Genomic DNA, 17,312 nt, shown 5'->3' with positions numbered 1-17,312 from the left:
ACATCATCATAAGCATATTTCAAAATAAAATCGCCATGATAATGTCTTCTCAAAAATTTATATAATTATTTTACATTATAATAAGATAAAACGTTTTTATTTCTTAAATAATCTCTTTCTAAATACAAACATACTCAGTGCTGAAAGAACTAATGCTACGCCTGAAAGTAACGTTGATGTATTCGCTTGTCCACCTGTTGCTCCTAGCGATTTCTTACTTTCTTCTTGTTTATTAACAACTGGTTCATTTTCTTTCATGCTTTGATTCTCTACTACTTTTTCTGTCACAACCTGATTATTCACGTTTTGTTCTTGAACTACTGTGGATTGGTTTATTTCTTCTTTCAATTTTTCAATCTCTCGTGCTACTTCTTTTTCTTTCGCCCCTTCAACCTCTGTTGTTAGCTCTTTCACTTCTTCTTTCGAGCCTTCAGCTTCTTTTGCTGGTTCTTTTGATTCTTCAACTTCTGTCGTTGGTTCTTTTACTTCTTCAACTTCCGTTGTTGGTTCTTTTACTTCTTCTTTTGACCCTTCAACTTCCGTTGTTGGTCCTTTTACTTCTTCTTTTGACCCTTCAACTTCCGTTGTTGGTTCTTTTACTTCTTCTTTTGATCCTTCAACTTCCGTTGTTGGTTCTTTTACTTCTTCTTTTGACCCTTCAACTTCCGTTGTTGGTTCTTTTACCTCTTCTTTTGATCCTTCACCTTCCGTTGTTGGTTCTTTTACTTCTTCTTTTGACCCTTCAACTTCCGTTGTTGGTTCTTTTACTTCTTCTTTTGACCCTTCAACTTCCGTTGTTGGTTCTTTTACTTCTTCTTTTTCAACTATATTCTGGATTACTGTTCCGTTAAAACTTATACTAGTTTCATCCGAATCTAAATCAAATTTATATACCTTTTCACCTGGAGTACTCCATTTCATTACTCCGTTATTAAACGTTCCACCCTCACTTGTTAGTTTAATATTCTCAATAGTTTCTCCTTCTAAATCATATACGGGAACTTGAATTTCTTCATTTACTTTTGCTTCATTTAAAATGATTTTTTGTCTTCCAACATCAATTGAAAACCATTGACCTAATTGTATTAACGGCCTTACATCACGAATCTCATTTCCAGCTAATTTTAAACTGAGTAGGTCTAACATTGAACCAAGAACTGATACATCTTTAATATGATTATCCGCAAGGTTTAACCACTGTAAATTTTCCAGTGAAGATAACGGCGTTATATCTTCAATTTTATTATGAGATACATTCACCTCTTTCAATTGTTTCAAGTTTGAAATGAACTCAATATTTTTCAACCCTACTCCTTCTAAAGTGAGGTTTTCTAAGTTCGTCATGTATTCTAAACCAGTTAGATCTTTTATCTCTTTTCCTTTTTCTTTAAGTATCTCTAAAGTTTTAATCTGTAATAAATCTTCTTTTGTTATAGGGGCATTTAGATTCTCTCTACCAAAATTCTTTTTATTAATATGCTGTTGTAAATTTCCATCAAGAATTACATTTTTACTTTCTGTTTGTTTTTCAACTATACTTTGTATAACCGTCCCATTAAATCTTATTTTACTTTCAGCAGAATTCGTATCTAGTTTGAATTCATATATTTTTTCTCCAGGACTATTCCATTTTATAAACCCGTTATTCAGAGTAGCCTCTTCACTTTTCACATAAATATTTTGAAGTGTTTCTCCTTTAAGATTGTATATTGGAATTTTTATTTCTTCATCCACGCCTGCTTCATCTAAAAAGATTTTTTGTCTTTGAATATCGATATACATTCTTTTTCCTAATTCTTGAACAGGTCTAACATCACGAATTTCATTCGAACCCAGCTTTAAATCATATAAACCTGTTAATTGACTAAGTGGCGTTATATCTGAAATATAGTTTTCCTCTAAATTAAGTGATTGTACAGTAGATAATCTTAATAAAGGTTCGATGTTTTTTAATTCATTTTTAGAAAGGTCTAACTCCACTAATTTTTTCATTGAGGTAATATGCTCGATATTAGTAAGTCCATTGTTACTTAAAGATAAATTTTTCACATTTTTCAATTGCTCAATCCCAGCAAGATTAGCATTACTAATTTGATTATTTGCCAAAGTTAGAGTCCTTAAAGAAGTTACTGTAAACAATGGTGTTATATCTTTTATATCATTACTATTTAAATCTAATATTTTAATCTTCTTCATTTGACTCAATGGGCTTACATCTGAAATTTTATTGTTTCTTAAACTTAAATTCTCAATATTCTCTAACTCAGCCAAAGGTTCAATATTTTGAAGTTCACTATAAGTTATATTTACTGATTTCAACTGTCTCAACTTCGAGATAAACTGCATATTGTCTAACTTAACTTCTTCCAACGTTAAGTTTTCTAAGTTCGTCATATATTCTAGACCGCTTACATCTTTTATCCCTTTACTTTTTGCCTCAACAACTATTAAAGATTTAACTTTTAATAAATCTTCCTTAGTTATTGGCGTATTTAGATTCTCTCTATTCAAGTTATATTTATTAATATGCATTTGTAATTGCTTATCTACTATTACATTTCCACTTTCATCTTGTTGATCCACTTTATCCTCTTTATTTTCCTTTTGTTCTTCTGGAACATTGTTTTCTAAATTCAATGTATTTACTTCAAATTGCACTTGATACTTATTATCATAGGCCATTGTCGGAATATAAATATGCATTTGCATATTATACCTCTTTCCTAATTCCCCTACTTCAAACTGAATCACTTTCGTTCCATTTTTCTTTTTATCTTCTGATATTACTTTTACATCATGAAACACACCAGGAGTATGAATATCTTCTGTTTTCAAGTATTTGAAGAAATCACTCTCACTTAACGTTGCCGTTACAATTTTCTTTCCATTCTCAATCGTTAACTTAGGATCCTTTATATAAACAGCTGCCATAGACTCTTCATTCGTTTTATCTTTATACGCTTTAATAACAGCATCATATGTACCATCTTCTAAAGCATACCCCGTTTTATTAGCCTCGATTGCTACCGCTGCTAAAGCAGGTGTTGAATACACAGCAAACGGTAGCGCTAAGGCTGCCGCCACTAGCATTGCATTGATATGTTTTCTTTTAGTTTTTTTCAACTTTACATCTCCTCCAAAATCTATAAATCCAAATATAATCATTTCTTGAATAAATGATAATGATTTTCATTATCATTGTCAACTAAAAAAAATAAAAAGTTTACAAAAAAATAATCCCTTTAAAAGGGATTATGCCATCTTTTCACCTGATTCTTCTTTAAAGAAGCTCTTCATCGCATGGAATACATCTGCTTTTTGCTTTAAAATATAATATCTGAAATTCTCATCTTTAATATTTTTATAGGCTGACATCAGCGTACTGTGGCGGTTGTATTGATTCACTTCCCCATACCCAAACATATTACATTTTTTCATCAGCTCTTCAACAAGCTTTACACATCTAGCATTATCCGAAGTTAAATTATCACCGTCTGAAAAATGGAATGGATAAATATTATAGCGGTCTGGTGAATATTTATTATCGATTAGCTCAAGTGCTTTTTTGTATACGGAAGAACAGATCGTTCCGCCACTTTCTCCTTTTGAAAAGAACTCTTCTTCTGTAACTACTTTTGCCTCTGTATGATGGGCAATAAACTCAATATCTACCGTTTCATACTTTGTGCGCAAAAATCTTGTCATCCAAAAGAAGAAGCTACGTGCCATATACTTCTCCCATATTCCCATCGATCCACTCGTATCCATCATCGCTAATACAACGGCTTTCGAATCTGGCTTTAACACCTCATTCCAAGTACGGAACTTTAAATCTTCTTGGTGAATCGGGTGGAAGGATGCTTTGCCGCCCATTGCATTTCGTTTATATGCAGATATCATCGTTCGTTTCTTATCAATGTTTCCCCATAATCCTGTTTTTCTAATGTCATTAAATTCAATGTGCTCAATCCTGTTTTCATCCATTTCTTTCCTCTTTAAATTCGGCAGCTCTAATTCTTTGAAAAACGCTTGCTCTAATTCTAAAATTGAGACTTCCGCTTCATAATAATCTTCCCCAGCTGAATCTCCTGCCCCTTGCCCTTTTCCTGGTCCTTTTTGCTTTTGACCACCTGATCCATCCCTCGCAACGACATCACCAACTTTGCTGTCACCGTTTCCTTGCCCAACATGTTTATTTTTATCATAATTGTATCTAATCTTATATTCATCTAAAGAACGAATCGGTATTTTCACAACATCCTTGCCATTAGACATAACTATACTTTCTTCTGTTACAAGGTCTGGTAAATTATTTTTGATTGCCTCCTGCACTTTTTCTTGATGGCGTTGTTGGTCGTCATATCCTTTGCGATGGAGGGACCAGTTTTCCTGTGAAATCGTATAATTTGGTTGGTTTTCTTCGCCCATTCCTTTCCCTCCTTACTGTAATTGTCTTCCTCTATGAACAGCAATCTATAAATTTTGTTCTGTAATATGCCAAGCTAGAATATTTGAAAGGTAACTGCCCATTGAAAATCATCCCATAAACATATATAGCGTTTTTCATACAATACTCCGAGCATCCTAAACAAAATTTTGCCACTCACATAATAGAAAGAAACATTCAGCCGTTGATAAGAAAGAAACACAATGCATTGTTGCACACATTTTCGTATTGCAACATATTGTATTGTGTTGGCTTTTTTCGTATGAATGGTTGGTTACTCTATCATATGCATATTGTAAAAATAATTGACAATAAATTCATAAAATCGCATCTTAATTTATTATATTTGGACAAGCTATGACACTTTTTACAAGTATCAATAGATAACAAAACGCCGTCCCAAGAACAAGAGACAGCGTTTTGTTATCAAACTATCGATTTAACAAACTACCTACATAACGTAACAATTCATTCGCAGATGAAGAATTATATCCATGCTCATCAATTAAGCGTGCAACAACATCATTGATTTTCTTAAGCTGATTTTCATCTGGTGTTTTCGTTGATGTTGTAATTTTCACTATATCTTTTAAATCAGCAAATAGTTTTTTCTGAATCGCTTCACGAAGACGTTCATGTGAATTATAATCAAAGCGCTTTCCTTTACGGGCATAAGCAGAAATTCGAATTAAAATTTCTTCACGGAATGCTTTCTTAGCATTTTCTGAAATTCCAATTTGCTCTTCAATCGAACGCATAAGTTTTTCATCTGGGCTCATTTCTTCTCCCGTTAACGGATCACGTAATTTTGATTTATTACAATACGCTTCAACGTTATCTAAGTAGTTATCCATGAGTGTCTTAGCTGATTCTTCGTATGAATAAACAAACGCTTTTTGTACTTCTTTCTTAGCAATTTCATCGTATTCTTTTCTCGCTAATGAGATGAAATTCATATAACGCTCTCGATCTTCATTACTAATTGATGGATGTTGATCCAACCCGTCTTTTAGCGATCTAAGTACATCTAGTGCATTAATAGATGGTACCTCTTTTCGAATAATTGTAGAAGAAATTCGGTTAATAACATAACGAGGATCAATACCTTTCATACCTTCATCTTGATATTCACGTTGCAATTCTTCTACATCAATCGCATTATAACCTTCTACCGTTTCTCCATCATATAAACGCATCTTTTTAATTAAATCAATATCCGGACGCTTCGGATCTTTTAAACGAGTTAAAATAGTGAACATTGCTGCAACTCGAAGTGTATGCGGTGCAATGTGAACATTGGACACGTCACTTTCACGAATCATTTTTTCATAAATATGTTCTTCTTCACTAACTCGTAAGTTATAAGGAACTGGCATTACAATAATTCTTGAGTGCAATGCTTCATTTTTCTTATTTGCTATAAAGGAGCGATACTCTGTTTCATTCGTATGCGCTACAATTAATTCATCTGCTGAAATAAGCGCAAATCTACCTGCTTTGAAATTCCCCTCTTGTGTAAGTGATAATAAGTGCCATAAAAACTTCTCATCACACTTTAACATTTCCTGGAACTCCATCATACCTCGGTTCGCCTTATTTAATTCTCCATCAAATCGGTACGCACGAGGATCTGATTCTGAACCATATTCTGCAATCGTAGAAAAGTCTAGACTACCTGTTAAATCGGCAATATCTTGTGATTTTGGATCAGATGGACTAAATGTACCAATCCCTGTACGGCGATCTTCAGAGAAGAAAATACGCTCTACAACTACATCCTCAATTCTTGATCCATATTCTTGCTCTAAACGCATCACATTTAATGGTGATAAATTCCCTTCAATTCTTACTCCATACTCATCAAAGAAGTCATCACGTAAATGGTGCGGAATTAAATGCAATGGATCTTCATGCATTGGGCAACCTTTAATTGCGAAAATAGCCCCTCGATCTGTACGTGAATATGTTTCTAATCCTCGTTTCAACATCGTAACTAAAGTTGATTTACCACCACTAACAGGACCCATTAATAATAAAATACGTTTTCTAACATCTAATCGTTTTGCAGATGGATGAAAATATTCTTCTACAAGGCGTTCTAACGCATCCTCTAATCCAAACAGCTGATTACTAAAGAAATTATATTTTCTTCTACCATCAACTTCTTCAATTCCGGCATCTTTTATCATATTGTAAATGCGAGAGTGTGCTGTTTGAGCCACCCATGGTCTTTCTTTCACAAGCTCCAAATACTCCGCAAACGTACCTTCCCATTGTAAACGTTCTTCTGCTGCTCGATGCTGTTCAATCTTTTTTAGAATATCCATTATAGCTCCTCCCCCATCTCCTTGTTCAATCGGATTATTATAAAAGGTATGCTAGGATGTCCTTAAACATTCTTTAAATCAAAACGAAATATATAATAGCTCTATAAAATTCTCTCCAAAATTCAAAGAAAATTCTGTATAATAAGGGTATTAACGTTTTCACGCTACTATTCATTGTAAATAAATTCTTTTCTTCTAGGAACCTTACATACATTTCGATTCACAAATAAGATTCGTAAACCGAAAAAGTAAGGAGGAAATTAGTATGAAGTTATTATTAATTTTAGGTGTATCACTCACATTTCTTACAGCTATTTTCACATCTGGTTATAACGATAAGCCAGGTACACATAAAAAGTGATGTGCTTTTTAGCACATCACTTTTTTTCTTGTTTTTATAAACTATTTAAAATAAATATTTTCCACATCGTATATCGATAAAGGACGATTATAAAAATAGCCTTGTACGATTTTCACATTCTTTTCCTTTAAAAATTGTATTTGTTCCGCTTTTTCTACTCCTTCTGCAATTACATTTAATCCTAGAGTATGTGCTAAATGAATAATTGCAGCCGTAATATTCGTATCTCTTTCATCTATATATATACCTTCCATAAAAGAACGATCAATTTTTAACGTATCAATCGGATATGTTTTTAAATAACTTAAAGATGAATATCCCGTTCCAAAGTCATCTAAATGAATTTTTAAATTTTGTTCTTTTAACTGCAATAGCACTCTTTTCGATACATCTTTATGTATAAGAGCCCCTTCTGTAACTTCTATTGCTAATAAATGAGGTGGGACATTGTACTTGTTTAAAGCGCGTGTAATCATCTCTATCAATGTAATAGAACGAAAATGTCTAGCTGAAATATTAACTGCAATTGGTACAACTTCATACCCTTTATTTAACCATTCACGTATTTGTTCACACACTTGATGTACTACCCATTCATCAAGTTTAATAATAAATCCTGTTCTTTCAGCAAGCGGGATAAATTGATTTGGCGAGACCAATCCTAGCTCCTTATTCTCCCACCTTATTAAGGCTTCCATACTGGCTATCTTTCCCGTTTCAATATTAATTTGAGGTTGATAATATAGGAAAAATTCATCTTTTTCTATAGCACGATGTAACTGATTTTCTATTATAAACCTTTGTTCACGTTCACAATCTAATCCACTACAATAAAAATGATAATACCCTTTTCCTTTTTCCTTGGCTTTTTCCAAAGCTGCGTCGACTCTTTGGAAAAGTATTTTTTCATCCATTCCATCTTCTGGGGCCATTACAATCCCAATTGATGCACTCAAATAAACATCCTCTTCTTCTAGTACAAAATGCCCACTAATTTTTTTTAGTATTGTTTGTGCAACTTCCTCTACGCATTCTCTCGTTATATTTTCTATTAACATAACAAATTGATCATCATGTTCTCTAAATAAATGCATATCTTCTATTTTTACGTCTCGTAAGCATTCAGTAACCTTTTTTAAGACTTGATCTCCTTCTTTATGACCAAATGTATCATTAATAAGGTGAAATTCATCCAAATCTATAAAAACCAATGCGAATTTTTTATTCTCAGCTAAAAATTCATTTAGTTTATTTGTACATGATATTCTATTCATTAACCCTGTTAACTGATCGAAGTAAGCCAAATATTCTGTTTTCATCTCATTTAATACTTGCCTTGTAACATCCCTCGTAACTATGTACACCCCGACGATTTCACTATTCACAATAATGGGGATTGTCCTAACGGAAATATAAAGTTCATATCCTTCTTTATGGATATATTTCTTTGCAACAATTTGTTGTGCTCTTCCTTGTAAAGCCCCCTTAAATATAGTTTGAAAAGCCTGTTCATATTCCTTATTTATAAACTGAAAAACAAATTGATTACTTAGTTCTTCATATCGATATCCAAATATTTCATATGTTGCTGGATTTGCATATGTAATTCTCCCAATAGAATTTACAGATACAATGGAGTCATTATTATATTCTAGTAATGACTTAAATAACATTTGTTTTTCTTCTATTTCCACTTTTTCCTTAACCTGTGCTGTAATATCCCTAGTAATACAAATAATAAACTGACATATTCCATTTACATCACATACTGGATTAAGTAAAGATTCATAATGTATATTACCAGTTGGTAAACTAATTACATCACAAAATGTATTTGCTCTCGCTTCTCTCATTACTTTTGCATATTGCCTTTGTAATACCCTTGCCGTATCTTCTGGTAATACTTCTGCAAAAGTTTTTCCATAACATTCTGTTCCTAGCCTGGCATAATCCATTCCTATTTTATTCACATAAATATATTTAAAAGTTTCATCATCAATAACTTTCACAATAAAAACTAAATCTTGAATAGCATGTAGCAGTCCCTGTTTTACTAAATCCATATCTATCATACTTAAATAGGTATTTTGATTGTTATATTGTTCCTTCATATTTATCTCAACCTGTCTTATCTATTTTTATTCATATACCTCATTCTATATGAATATGTACCGTTTTTAAAATGTATGATTACATATTTTCTAAAATAAATAAAAAAGTCGCCAAATGGCGACTTTTAATAAACGATTTCTAAATCTAATCCTGGATAATTTTGTTGACGGAACGCTTCATAAATTAAAATTGCTGCTGTATTAGATAAATTTAATGAACGTACTTTATCCGTCATTGGAATACGTAAACAATGATCGAAGTTTTCTTCAATTACATTAGCTGGTAATCCATTTGTTTCTCTTCCAAACACGAAATAGTAATCCTTCTCACGTTTGCTATAATCAAATGCTGTATGAGCTTTCTCGCCATACTTTGTTAAATAGAAGAATTCACCATCTTTATTTTTCTCATAAAATTCTTCGATTGAATCATAATACGTAACTTTTACGTGCTGCCAATAATCTAATCCTGCACGCTTTAACATTTTGTCATCCGTTGAAAATCCAAGCGGTCTAATCAAATGTAATTCTGTTCCAGTTGCTGCACACGTACGTGCAATATTTCCTGTATTTGCTGGAATTTCTGGTTGATATAAAACAACATGTACTCCCACGCGATATTCACCTCTATTTTTTGTCTACTACGTATTATACCACTTGAACGAAAAATCTCTACCCATTAATAATATGAAAGAATTTATATTTCATTTGCGGTGTATATTTACTAGAGTCTTCATAATTCCAATAACGCCGACGGCTATTCGCTGAATGTGCATTTACAAGCGGCATACCATCTGCGTCCTTTGCTACTACAATTGTCGTATGATTCCACCTACCATCATCCTCAAAATCATACGCAATTACATCGCCAAGAATTAGGTCTTCTGGCTTTTCTACCGCTTCTGCCCGAAGCCCTGTTGTAGCACCTGACAAATACCAATAAAAAGAGTGTGCTACAGCCCAGCTCCAACTCCATTGGTTTCCCCTTTGCCACCACCCTTTACGAATATTAGGATGTCCGTTCATTGGCACTTCTCCAGTGTGCAGACATTGTGAAATGAAATTTGTACAATTATCAGGGAAATTACGGTATACAGGATTGCGATCATCCCACCAACGCTCTGCATATTTCACTGCCTCTAAACGATTATATTGATATGAACCGTATTTTTCTTTCGTGACTTCTCGTTCTAACTTTTCACCTATCCCTATTTCTTCTGACACCTCAAGAGCATAATCATCTATTACACGATTATTTTTCAGACAAACTCGTCGTTTTAATTGTTCCTCTTCGATATAAAATAATTCTTTATGCTTAATTAAATATTTAAAGTGTACTTGATAATCAATTTCTTGATGCTCACTACTATTTAATTGTCTCATGAAAGAAATATCGGCAGTTGCTTTCACTATATCTGCACTACGTTTTTGAAACAATTGTTTCTTTCTCTGTACCATTCGTAATAAATCTTCAGCAATACCATCCACGTCAGTTCGTTTCTCTGTGATATATGCTAAAAACTGGTGTACTTGCTTTTCAATATTCGCTTTTACAACCATTTCGTCTCCCTCCCATATTACAATATGAAAAAGGGAGATATTATCTACTCTTTTTTCTGTGCTAACAATTCAAGTCCACGATTCATTTCATGAAGAACCTCTTCATCTTTCTCACGTTCCATCGCTTTTTCAATTGCTTCGCCTATTCCATCTCCGCCAATTTTCCCAAGTGCCCATGCTGCTGTTCCGCGAAGTACTGGTCTTGGGTCATCTTTCATAACACCGATTAAATCAGGAATTGCTGCTGTTTCTTTAAAATGCGCAAGTGCTAAAATAGCATTTCGTTGCAATGGTTTTTTACCTCTCCATGAACCAGACATAATTCCATACTTCTCTTTAAAATCACGATTACTAATTGTTAAAAGTGGTGTTAATAACGGTTTAACTAACTCAGGATCAGGCTCCATCTCAGGATGGTTGTGGAAATCCATTCCTTTATTTTTTGGACAAACAGTCTGACATGTATCACATCCATATATACGGTTTCCTATTTTATCGCGATATTCTTCAGGCAGAAACCCTTTTGTCTGTGTTAAAAATGCGATACATTTCTTCGAGTCTAACTGTCCACCCTGTACTAAAGCACCTGTAGGACAAATATCAATACACTTCGTACAACTTCCACATTGATCTTCTATTGGCTGATCCGGAGGGAATGGGACGTTCGTAATCATTTCTCCTAAGTATACATACGAACCAAATTCCGGCGTAATAATAGCGCAGTTCTTACCACTCCATCCAATACCGGCACGTTCTGATACAGCTCGATCACTTAGTTCACCTGTATCGACCATTGATTTCACTTCTATATCCGGAAGTTTCTCGATTAAATATGCCTCTAACTTTTGCAAACGATCTCGTAAAACGAGATGATAATCTTGTCCCCACGAAGCACGACAAAAAATCCCGCGGCGTTCTCCACGCTTACTTAATGGTGCATTTTTTAATTTTGAAGGGTACGCTAAAGCAATCGCAATGATTGATTTTGCACCAGGTAGTAAAAGCTGTGGATTCGTTCTCTTCTCTATATCAGGCTCTTCGAATCCAGACTGATAATTTAATTGTTGCTGCTGGATTAATCGTTGCTTTAATTCCTCAAATGGTGATGCACTAGCAAACCCTATTTTATCTATACCAATCGTTTTACTATACGCAATTACTTCTTGCTTTAATTGTTCAAAATCCATTCTTTATCGCCTCCTCCGATGAATCTATCCCTTATGTAACGACTATATTGGTTAGTAATTCACTTTTGGAATACTATTCTTTACTTCTATTTTCGCATACAATTACGCTTTTCAAACATTAAAAAACGCAATGCCTCGTTTATCTTAGAAACGAAACACTGCGTTGATCACAATTTATTAGAAAAACATTAAATAAAATTTGGAGCGGGTGAAGAGAATCGAACTCTCGACCAGAGCTTGGAAGGCTCTTGTTTTACCACTAAACTACACCCGCAAATATGAAATAAATATAAGATATTAAAATAACTTATGTAAAGTAGTATAGCATGTAAAAAAATACGAAGCAAGAATTTTATCGAAAAAAGTCGAAAAAGTGATGAGATAACTCATCACTTTTTCAATTCTTTATCAATTGCCTTCTTCATACTATCGAAATCAGGATTTGCAAGATTTCCATTTATATATACTGAAGGAGCACCTTGAACTTTTAATTTTTGAGCACGATCTGAATCTTTACGTACTTTGTCTTTCATTTCTTTACTGTGTAAATCTTTTTTAAACTGTTCTACATTAATTTTCGGAAGCTTTTCTTTCACAATATTAAGAAGTAATTCTTCTGTAATCCATTCTTCCGTATCTTTCTTTTGATTTTGATAAATCTCATCATAGAAAATCCAGAATGAATCTTGATCTTGTTTATAAATCGCTTCACCAGCAGCTGCACCTAAATCAGAGTCTTTTCCGATAAATGGGAAGTTAATAAAATATAACTGCACTTTACCTTTATCAATATATTCTTCTTTTAATCGTGGTAATACTGTTACATCCCAAGTACGACAAGCAGGACATTTGAAGTCTCCAAATTCAACTACCTTAACTGGAGCATCATCTTTCCCTAAAGATTGTTGCGTAGAATAAGCAAACATCTCATTCCCTTTATCTTTTTTGTCATTTATGATGCTATACGCAATTGTTCCGATTACAATCAATACTGCGATAGAAAAAACTACACCAAGAACCATGAGTTTATTTGATTTCATATACATTCCTCTTTAAATTCATATTCTGTATACAGCATTGTACACAATACACATAATATCAACACTTATATCGGTCACGCAATGAACACGCTCACATAAATTACAAAAATACAACATTTGTGACAATATTGTGTCGTCTTTTGTCACAAATTATTCAAAAAAAGAAGCTCCTATATAGGAACTTCTTTTAACTTACTGCTTTTTCACGGGCATTTTTTAACATGGATTGCTCTGTTTTTATATCATGACGAATTACTAGTTTCTCGCTAACTGCTTGCACATATTCATCATGATTTATATAGCCTTCTTTCTCCATTAACCTTAAAACTACATTCCGTCTCTCAACTGCTTTATCATAATTTTGTGCAGGTGAGTAATAAGCCGGTGCTTTTACTACAGCAGCCATCATTGCACTTTCAGCCAGTGTTAATTGATTCACTTTTTTACCGAAGTAAAGGTTTGCTGCTTTTTCAATCCCCCATGCGCCTTCTCCGTAGTAAATATTACTTACATACAATTTTAATATCTCATCCTTTGTGAATGTACGTTCAATCTTTTTCGTATAAAAAATTTCTTTCCACTTACGGGAAAATGTACGTTCATTAGATAGGAAAGCATTTTTAGATAACTGCTGTGTAATCGTGCTTCCTCCTTGCACAACACCACCAGCTTTTATATTCTCAATAGACGCCCTGATAATCGCTATATAGTCTAAACCGTTATGATGATAAAATCTTTTATCTTCCGTCGCAATAAATGCGTGTGTTAATGATTCTGGCACCTCTAAATTAGCAGGTACATGTAATTTACTAATATCACTTCGCTCAATCATTACATTTCCAACGAATAATAATGCAAAACTTAACAATAATAATAATATAATGGCTTTATAAAGAAATTTATTTAATGGATTTAATGCAACTTTTTGATGATAGTTCACTCTAGATAATACTCGTTCTTTCATCTCGAACACCTCTTTTCCACACAGCATATATAACTCTTAACTTAAGAATACCTTGTTGTAAAAGAATATCCCATCGATTTCTCTTACACGTACCTTACAACATTGTAAGGTGTAAAAATGTATTGTATCACAGTCCTTTTTTATCTACTATTCATATGAAATGTTGAATATACATTATTTTAAAACATTCATAACCAATAGCAGCGTAGAAATTAAGAGCAGTATACTTCCTTAATTCCACTTTATTCTTTTATTATATCATCTATAAATTTCTATTTTTGAACATCTAGTAATCTAATTATATATGATATATCATCATTATACAGAACAAACGTTCTAAAAATCAATACTAGCTTTATTATCATTTTGACCTTTTTCTGAAGTAATATACATAAGAAAAGGGTAGCTATTTGAGTGTATCTCAAATAGCTACCCTTTTCTTACAACCTGCCTAGAAGGTTATATGGCTGTACTTCCCACGTTTCATATGGAATGAAATGCGTTGCTCTCATCGCATCAACAGTTCTTGATTTCATATGAGGACGCGTTATATACTCATCGATGTTCTTTTCATTTAAAGCAATAAACTTAGCCTCTTGTATTTCTTCAGGTTGAATTTTTATATCACCACTCACATATGCCACTTTAAACACAACAGCTAAAATATGCATAGAAGCATTATAATAAACACCTGTAATTCCGATAGGCTTCACCGTTAATCCTGTTTCCTCCTTTATTTCCCTACAAACAGCTTGATCGAGTGCTTCTCCTTCTTCTACCTGTCCCCCAGGCATTTCCCACGTATCCGCTCGCCAATGCACTCTTGTTAAAAGCACCTCATTCTTTTCATTTGTTAAATAGCCTGCTACGGCAACGATATGCTTTGGTGTTTTATGCTCCATAGAAATACCTCCTAGAAATACAATCATTTAAAATACTATCTATAATCATATTCCATAACTACAACAAAACACCTTTAATAATTCATCATCGTAATTAACTTCACAAAAAAAAGACCCTATTCGTTAAACGAAAGGATCTTCTGTCTTATTATTCTCCTAAGTCTACGTTGTGGTAAACTTGCTGTACATCTTCTAAATCTTCTAATGCATCAACCATTTTTTCAAATTGTGCTTGAGCATCTTCAGGAAGTTCTACATCATTTTGTGCAAGCATTGTTAATTCTGCAACTGTAAATTCTTCAACACCAGCATCTTTAAGTGCAGATTGTACGGAATGGAATTGATCAGGTTCAGCATAAACGATAACAGACTCTTCTTCTTCTAGAATGTCACGTGCATCTACATCTGCTTCCATTAAAATTTCAAGAACTTCATCTGATGTTTTACCTTCAAGACCAATAACAGCTGTCGCGTCAAACATATAAGCTACAGAACCGTTTACGCCCATGTTACCACTGTTTTTGCTAAATGCAGCTCGTACATCTGCTGCAGTACGGTTTACGTTATTTGTAAGTGTATCTACAATTACCATAGATCCGTTTGGTCCGAATCCTTCATAACGAAGCTCATCATAATTTTCTTCTGAACCGCCTTTTGCCTTTTCAACTGCACGATCAATAATTGTTCTTGGTACGTTGTATGTTTTCGCACGTTCTAATACAACTCTAAGCGCTTGGTTTGATTCTGGATCTGGCTCGCCTTGTTTTGCTGCCACATAAATTTCACGTCCAAACTTCGCGTATATACGGCTTGTATTTGCATCCTTTGATGCTTTTTTTTCTTTAATATTATTCCATTTACGACCCATACTTTCCACTCTCTTTCCCATTTTAAATCTACATAAAAATATTAATATGAAATATAATGTGTATTCAACACATTTTTAAAAGAAATATAAAAAGTTCATTTTTGATTCATATTACAGACATAATATAAATTACTATCATTTTGTTCTTTCGACAAGTTATATTATACATGAATTCCTACGTTTATTACGAATTTTAGAATCAGGTAACATAATTTAACAAAAAAGACTCTAACATTTCTGTTAGAGTCTTTTTACATCACCGATTCCCATAATATTCCTATAATCACTTTCTATTGCTGTATAATTAAAATAGGAAAAAATTTGAAGAAAAGATGGGGGAAAGTAATTATGAAACATTCAAATGAGAAAAAAGCACATAGTCTTAAAGGGATAGGAGAAAAGCTAAACCCAACTATCTATCAAGTGAGATTCATGAAATTAGATGAACCAATTCGATTTGAGTTGTTTCCTGAATTAAAGGAATTAGGGGACTGGTTGAGTACTTCAACGCCAATGTGGGCGTGCCACTCAACTATGTACAAGTACAACAGAGAAGAGTTTGAAAAGAGGTTTTTAGAAATTACAAACTTAACCGTTGATAATGTACTAATATCTACTGGTGGTGTCGGATTTAACTTCATGTCACCTGGGTGGAGAAATTCTCTCTAGAGTGCTGGAAAAAATTATTGTATATGTAATATTCTACTGAAATTCTATAAAAGGATAAAACCGAACGTTCAGTTTTATCCTTTTAGTACTTCATAGTTTCTTCCAACTGTATCTAAAGTTCGTCGCTTACCCACCGCACACTACCTCCTACGCACTATTAGTGCTTATTTTGTCGTGTAATGAAAACACAAAAAGACTCTATACAATTAGTATAGAGTCTTGATGTTACGCCGTTCTTGATACCGATGGTCGGGGTCGAACCGACACTCCCGAAGGAACACGATTTTGAGTCGTGCGCGTCTGCCAATTCCGCCACATCGGCACAATAAGAAAGGCGGCAACCGGATTTGAACCGGTGGTAAAGGTTTTGCAGACCTCTGCCTTACCACTTGGCTATGCCGCCATATGAAGTTAAAATGGAGCGGAAGACGGGATTCGAACCCGCGACCCCAACCTTGGCAAGGTTGTATTCTACCACTGAACTACTTCCGCAAGACATGTATGAGTTATTTTATTAAAAGTGCGGGTGAAGGGAGTCGAACCCCCACGCCAAAGGCGCTAGATCCTAAGTCTAGTGCGTCTGCCAATTCCGCCACACCCGCATATTTGATTGAAATGGTGAGCCATTGAAGGATTCGAACCTTCGACCCTCTGATTAAAAGTCAGATGCTCTACCAACTGAGCTAATGGCTCTTGCAATAAAAACTGGTGCCGACTAGAGGACTTGAACCCCCAACCTACTGATTACAAGTCAGTTGCTCTACCAATTGAGCTAAGTCGGCAAGAATGGTGGAGGATGACGGGATCGAACCGCCGACCCCCTGCTTGTAAGGCAGGTGCTCTCCCAGCTGAGCTAATCCTCCGTTTTGCCTGGCA

Annotated in this window: 12 protein-coding genes and 8 tRNA genes; 1 reads left to right on the top strand and 19 read right to left on the bottom strand. The window is 34.0% G+C overall.

All coding sequences use genetic code 11. The features are described 5' to 3' along the window. Nucleotides 1–96: 96 nt before the first annotated feature. The 12 genes from BAU23_RS27400 to BAU23_RS27345 form a co-directional block, all read right to left on the bottom strand. A complete protein-coding gene (locus tag BAU23_RS27400) occupies nt 97–3,123 on the bottom strand; it encodes an NEAT domain-containing protein (RefSeq protein ID WP_071735615.1) in 3,027 nt (1,008 codons plus the stop codon). Nucleotides 3,124–3,252: 129 nt separating this feature from the next. Then, nucleotides 3,253–4,428 carry a sporulation protein YhbH gene (gene yhbH, locus BAU23_RS27395; RefSeq protein WP_000503521.1) on the bottom strand — a complete coding sequence of 392 codons (1,176 nt, stop codon included), beginning with the start codon at nt 4,426–4,428 and terminating at the stop codon, nt 3,253–3,255. Between the two features lie 450 nt (nt 4,429–4,878). Then, complete coding sequence (locus BAU23_RS27390) at nt 4,879–6,774, bottom strand: PrkA family serine protein kinase (RefSeq protein ID WP_000353273.1); 1,896 nt, start codon at nt 6,772–6,774, stop codon at nt 4,879–4,881. Nucleotides 6,775–7,176: 402 nt separating this feature from the next. After that, complete coding sequence (locus BAU23_RS27385; protein ID WP_016128626.1) at nt 7,177–9,246, bottom strand: sensor domain-containing protein; 2,070 nt, start codon at nt 9,244–9,246, stop codon at nt 7,177–7,179. Nucleotides 9,247–9,371: 125 nt separating this feature from the next. Next, nucleotides 9,372–9,860 (bottom strand): tRNA (uridine(34)/cytosine(34)/5-carboxymethylaminomethyluridine(34)-2'-O)-methyltransferase TrmL, encoded by a 489-nt coding sequence (gene trmL, locus BAU23_RS27380; RefSeq protein ID WP_000538149.1) that lies wholly within the window; start codon nt 9,858–9,860, stop codon nt 9,372–9,374. Between the two features lie 58 nt (nt 9,861–9,918). Then, nucleotides 9,919–10,806 (bottom strand): amidase domain-containing protein, encoded by an 888-nt coding sequence (locus BAU23_RS27375; protein ID WP_071735614.1) that lies wholly within the window; start codon nt 10,804–10,806, stop codon nt 9,919–9,921. A gap of 44 nt (nt 10,807–10,850) precedes the next feature. Continuing rightward, nucleotides 10,851–11,993: a tRNA epoxyqueuosine(34) reductase QueG gene (gene queG, locus BAU23_RS27370; RefSeq protein WP_000345233.1), complete on the bottom strand. Its 1,143-nt coding sequence runs from the start codon at nt 11,991–11,993 to the stop codon at nt 10,851–10,853. A 200-nt stretch (nt 11,994–12,193) separates the two neighbouring features. Beyond that, nucleotides 12,194–12,267 (bottom strand) — tRNA-Gly (locus BAU23_RS27365). Between the two features lie 115 nt (nt 12,268–12,382). Beyond that, nucleotides 12,383–13,033: a DsbA family protein gene (locus tag BAU23_RS27360; RefSeq protein ID WP_000841326.1), complete on the bottom strand. Its 651-nt coding sequence runs from the start codon at nt 13,031–13,033 to the stop codon at nt 12,383–12,385. A 187-nt stretch (nt 13,034–13,220) separates the two neighbouring features. Beyond that, nucleotides 13,221–13,997, bottom strand: coding sequence for a transglycosylase domain-containing protein (locus BAU23_RS27355; RefSeq protein ID WP_000664693.1), 777 nt, complete (start codon nt 13,995–13,997; stop codon nt 13,221–13,223). A 440-nt stretch (nt 13,998–14,437) separates the two neighbouring features. Continuing rightward, complete coding sequence (locus BAU23_RS27350; RefSeq protein ID WP_071735612.1) at nt 14,438–14,899, bottom strand: NUDIX hydrolase; 462 nt, start codon at nt 14,897–14,899, stop codon at nt 14,438–14,440. Between the two features lie 148 nt (nt 14,900–15,047). Beyond that, complete coding sequence (locus BAU23_RS27345; protein ID WP_016128625.1) at nt 15,048–15,767, bottom strand: YebC/PmpR family DNA-binding transcriptional regulator; 720 nt, start codon at nt 15,765–15,767, stop codon at nt 15,048–15,050. A 348-nt stretch (nt 15,768–16,115) separates the two neighbouring features. Here BAU23_RS27345 and BAU23_RS27340 point away from each other — a divergent pair, with 348 nt between their 5' ends. After that, the gene (locus BAU23_RS27340) at nt 16,116–16,436 is read left to right on the top strand and encodes a DUF3884 family protein (protein WP_000682914.1); all 321 of its coding nucleotides are present in this window, start codon (nt 16,116–16,118) and stop codon (nt 16,434–16,436) included. A 240-nt stretch (nt 16,437–16,676) separates the two neighbouring features. On the opposite strand, the gene BAU23_RS27335 is transcribed toward BAU23_RS27340, so the two are convergent. The 7 genes from BAU23_RS27335 to BAU23_RS27305 all read right to left on the bottom strand — a co-directional run bounded on the left by BAU23_RS27335 (nt 16,677) and on the right by BAU23_RS27305 (nt 17,299). Then, nucleotides 16,677–16,758, bottom strand: a tRNA-Leu gene (locus tag BAU23_RS27335). Nucleotides 16,759–16,768: 10 nt separating this feature from the next. Next, a tRNA-Cys gene (locus tag BAU23_RS27330) sits at nt 16,769–16,839 on the bottom strand. Between the two features lie 14 nt (nt 16,840–16,853). Further along, nucleotides 16,854–16,928, bottom strand: a tRNA-Gly gene (locus BAU23_RS27325). A 29-nt stretch (nt 16,929–16,957) separates the two neighbouring features. Further along, nucleotides 16,958–17,038: transfer RNA gene (locus BAU23_RS27320), tRNA-Leu, on the bottom strand. 14 nt (nt 17,039–17,052) lie between these two features. Next, nucleotides 17,053–17,129, bottom strand: a tRNA-Lys gene (locus tag BAU23_RS27315). A 13-nt stretch (nt 17,130–17,142) separates the two neighbouring features. Then, nucleotides 17,143–17,218: transfer RNA gene (locus tag BAU23_RS27310), tRNA-Thr, on the bottom strand. A gap of 5 nt (nt 17,219–17,223) precedes the next feature. Next, nucleotides 17,224–17,299, bottom strand: a tRNA-Val gene (locus BAU23_RS27305). Between the last annotated feature and the right edge of the window lie 13 nt (nt 17,300–17,312).

This window comes from Bacillus nitratireducens (assembly GCF_001884135.1).
GTDB classification, from domain to species: Bacteria; Bacillota; Bacilli; order Bacillales; family Bacillaceae_G; genus Bacillus_A; species Bacillus_A nitratireducens.
Note: the sequence above shows the minus strand (reverse complement) of the source record. Positions and strands in the feature narration are given on the sequence as shown.

Coding starts and splice junctions, on each gene's coding strand:
- yhbH (WP_000503521.1), bottom strand. CDS start 4,428: ATGGGCGAAGAAAACCAACCAAATTATACGATTTCACAGGAAAACTGG.
- BAU23_RS27390 (WP_000353273.1), bottom strand. CDS start 6,774: ATGGATATTCTAAAAAAGATTGAACAGCATCGAGCAGCAGAAGAACGT.
- BAU23_RS27385 (WP_016128626.1), bottom strand. CDS start 9,246: ATGAAGGAACAATATAACAATCAAAATACCTATTTAAGTATGATAGAT.
- BAU23_RS27375 (WP_071735614.1), bottom strand. CDS start 10,806: ATGGTTGTAAAAGCGAATATTGAAAAGCAAGTACACCAGTTTTTAGCA.
- queG (WP_000345233.1), bottom strand. CDS start 11,993: ATGGATTTTGAACAATTAAAGCAAGAAGTAATTGCGTATAGTAAAACG.
- BAU23_RS27360 (WP_000841326.1), bottom strand. CDS start 13,033: ATGAAATCAAATAAACTCATGGTTCTTGGTGTAGTTTTTTCTATCGCA.
- BAU23_RS27355 (WP_000664693.1), bottom strand. CDS start 13,997: ATGAAAGAACGAGTATTATCTAGAGTGAACTATCATCAAAAAGTTGCA.
- BAU23_RS27350 (WP_071735612.1), bottom strand. CDS start 14,899: ATGGAGCATAAAACACCAAAGCATATCGTTGCCGTAGCAGGCTATTTA.
- BAU23_RS27345 (WP_016128625.1), bottom strand. CDS start 15,767: ATGGGTCGTAAATGGAATAATATTAAAGAAAAAAAAGCATCAAAGGAT.
- BAU23_RS27340 (WP_000682914.1), top strand. CDS start 16,116: ATGAAACATTCAAATGAGAAAAAAGCACATAGTCTTAAAGGGATAGGA.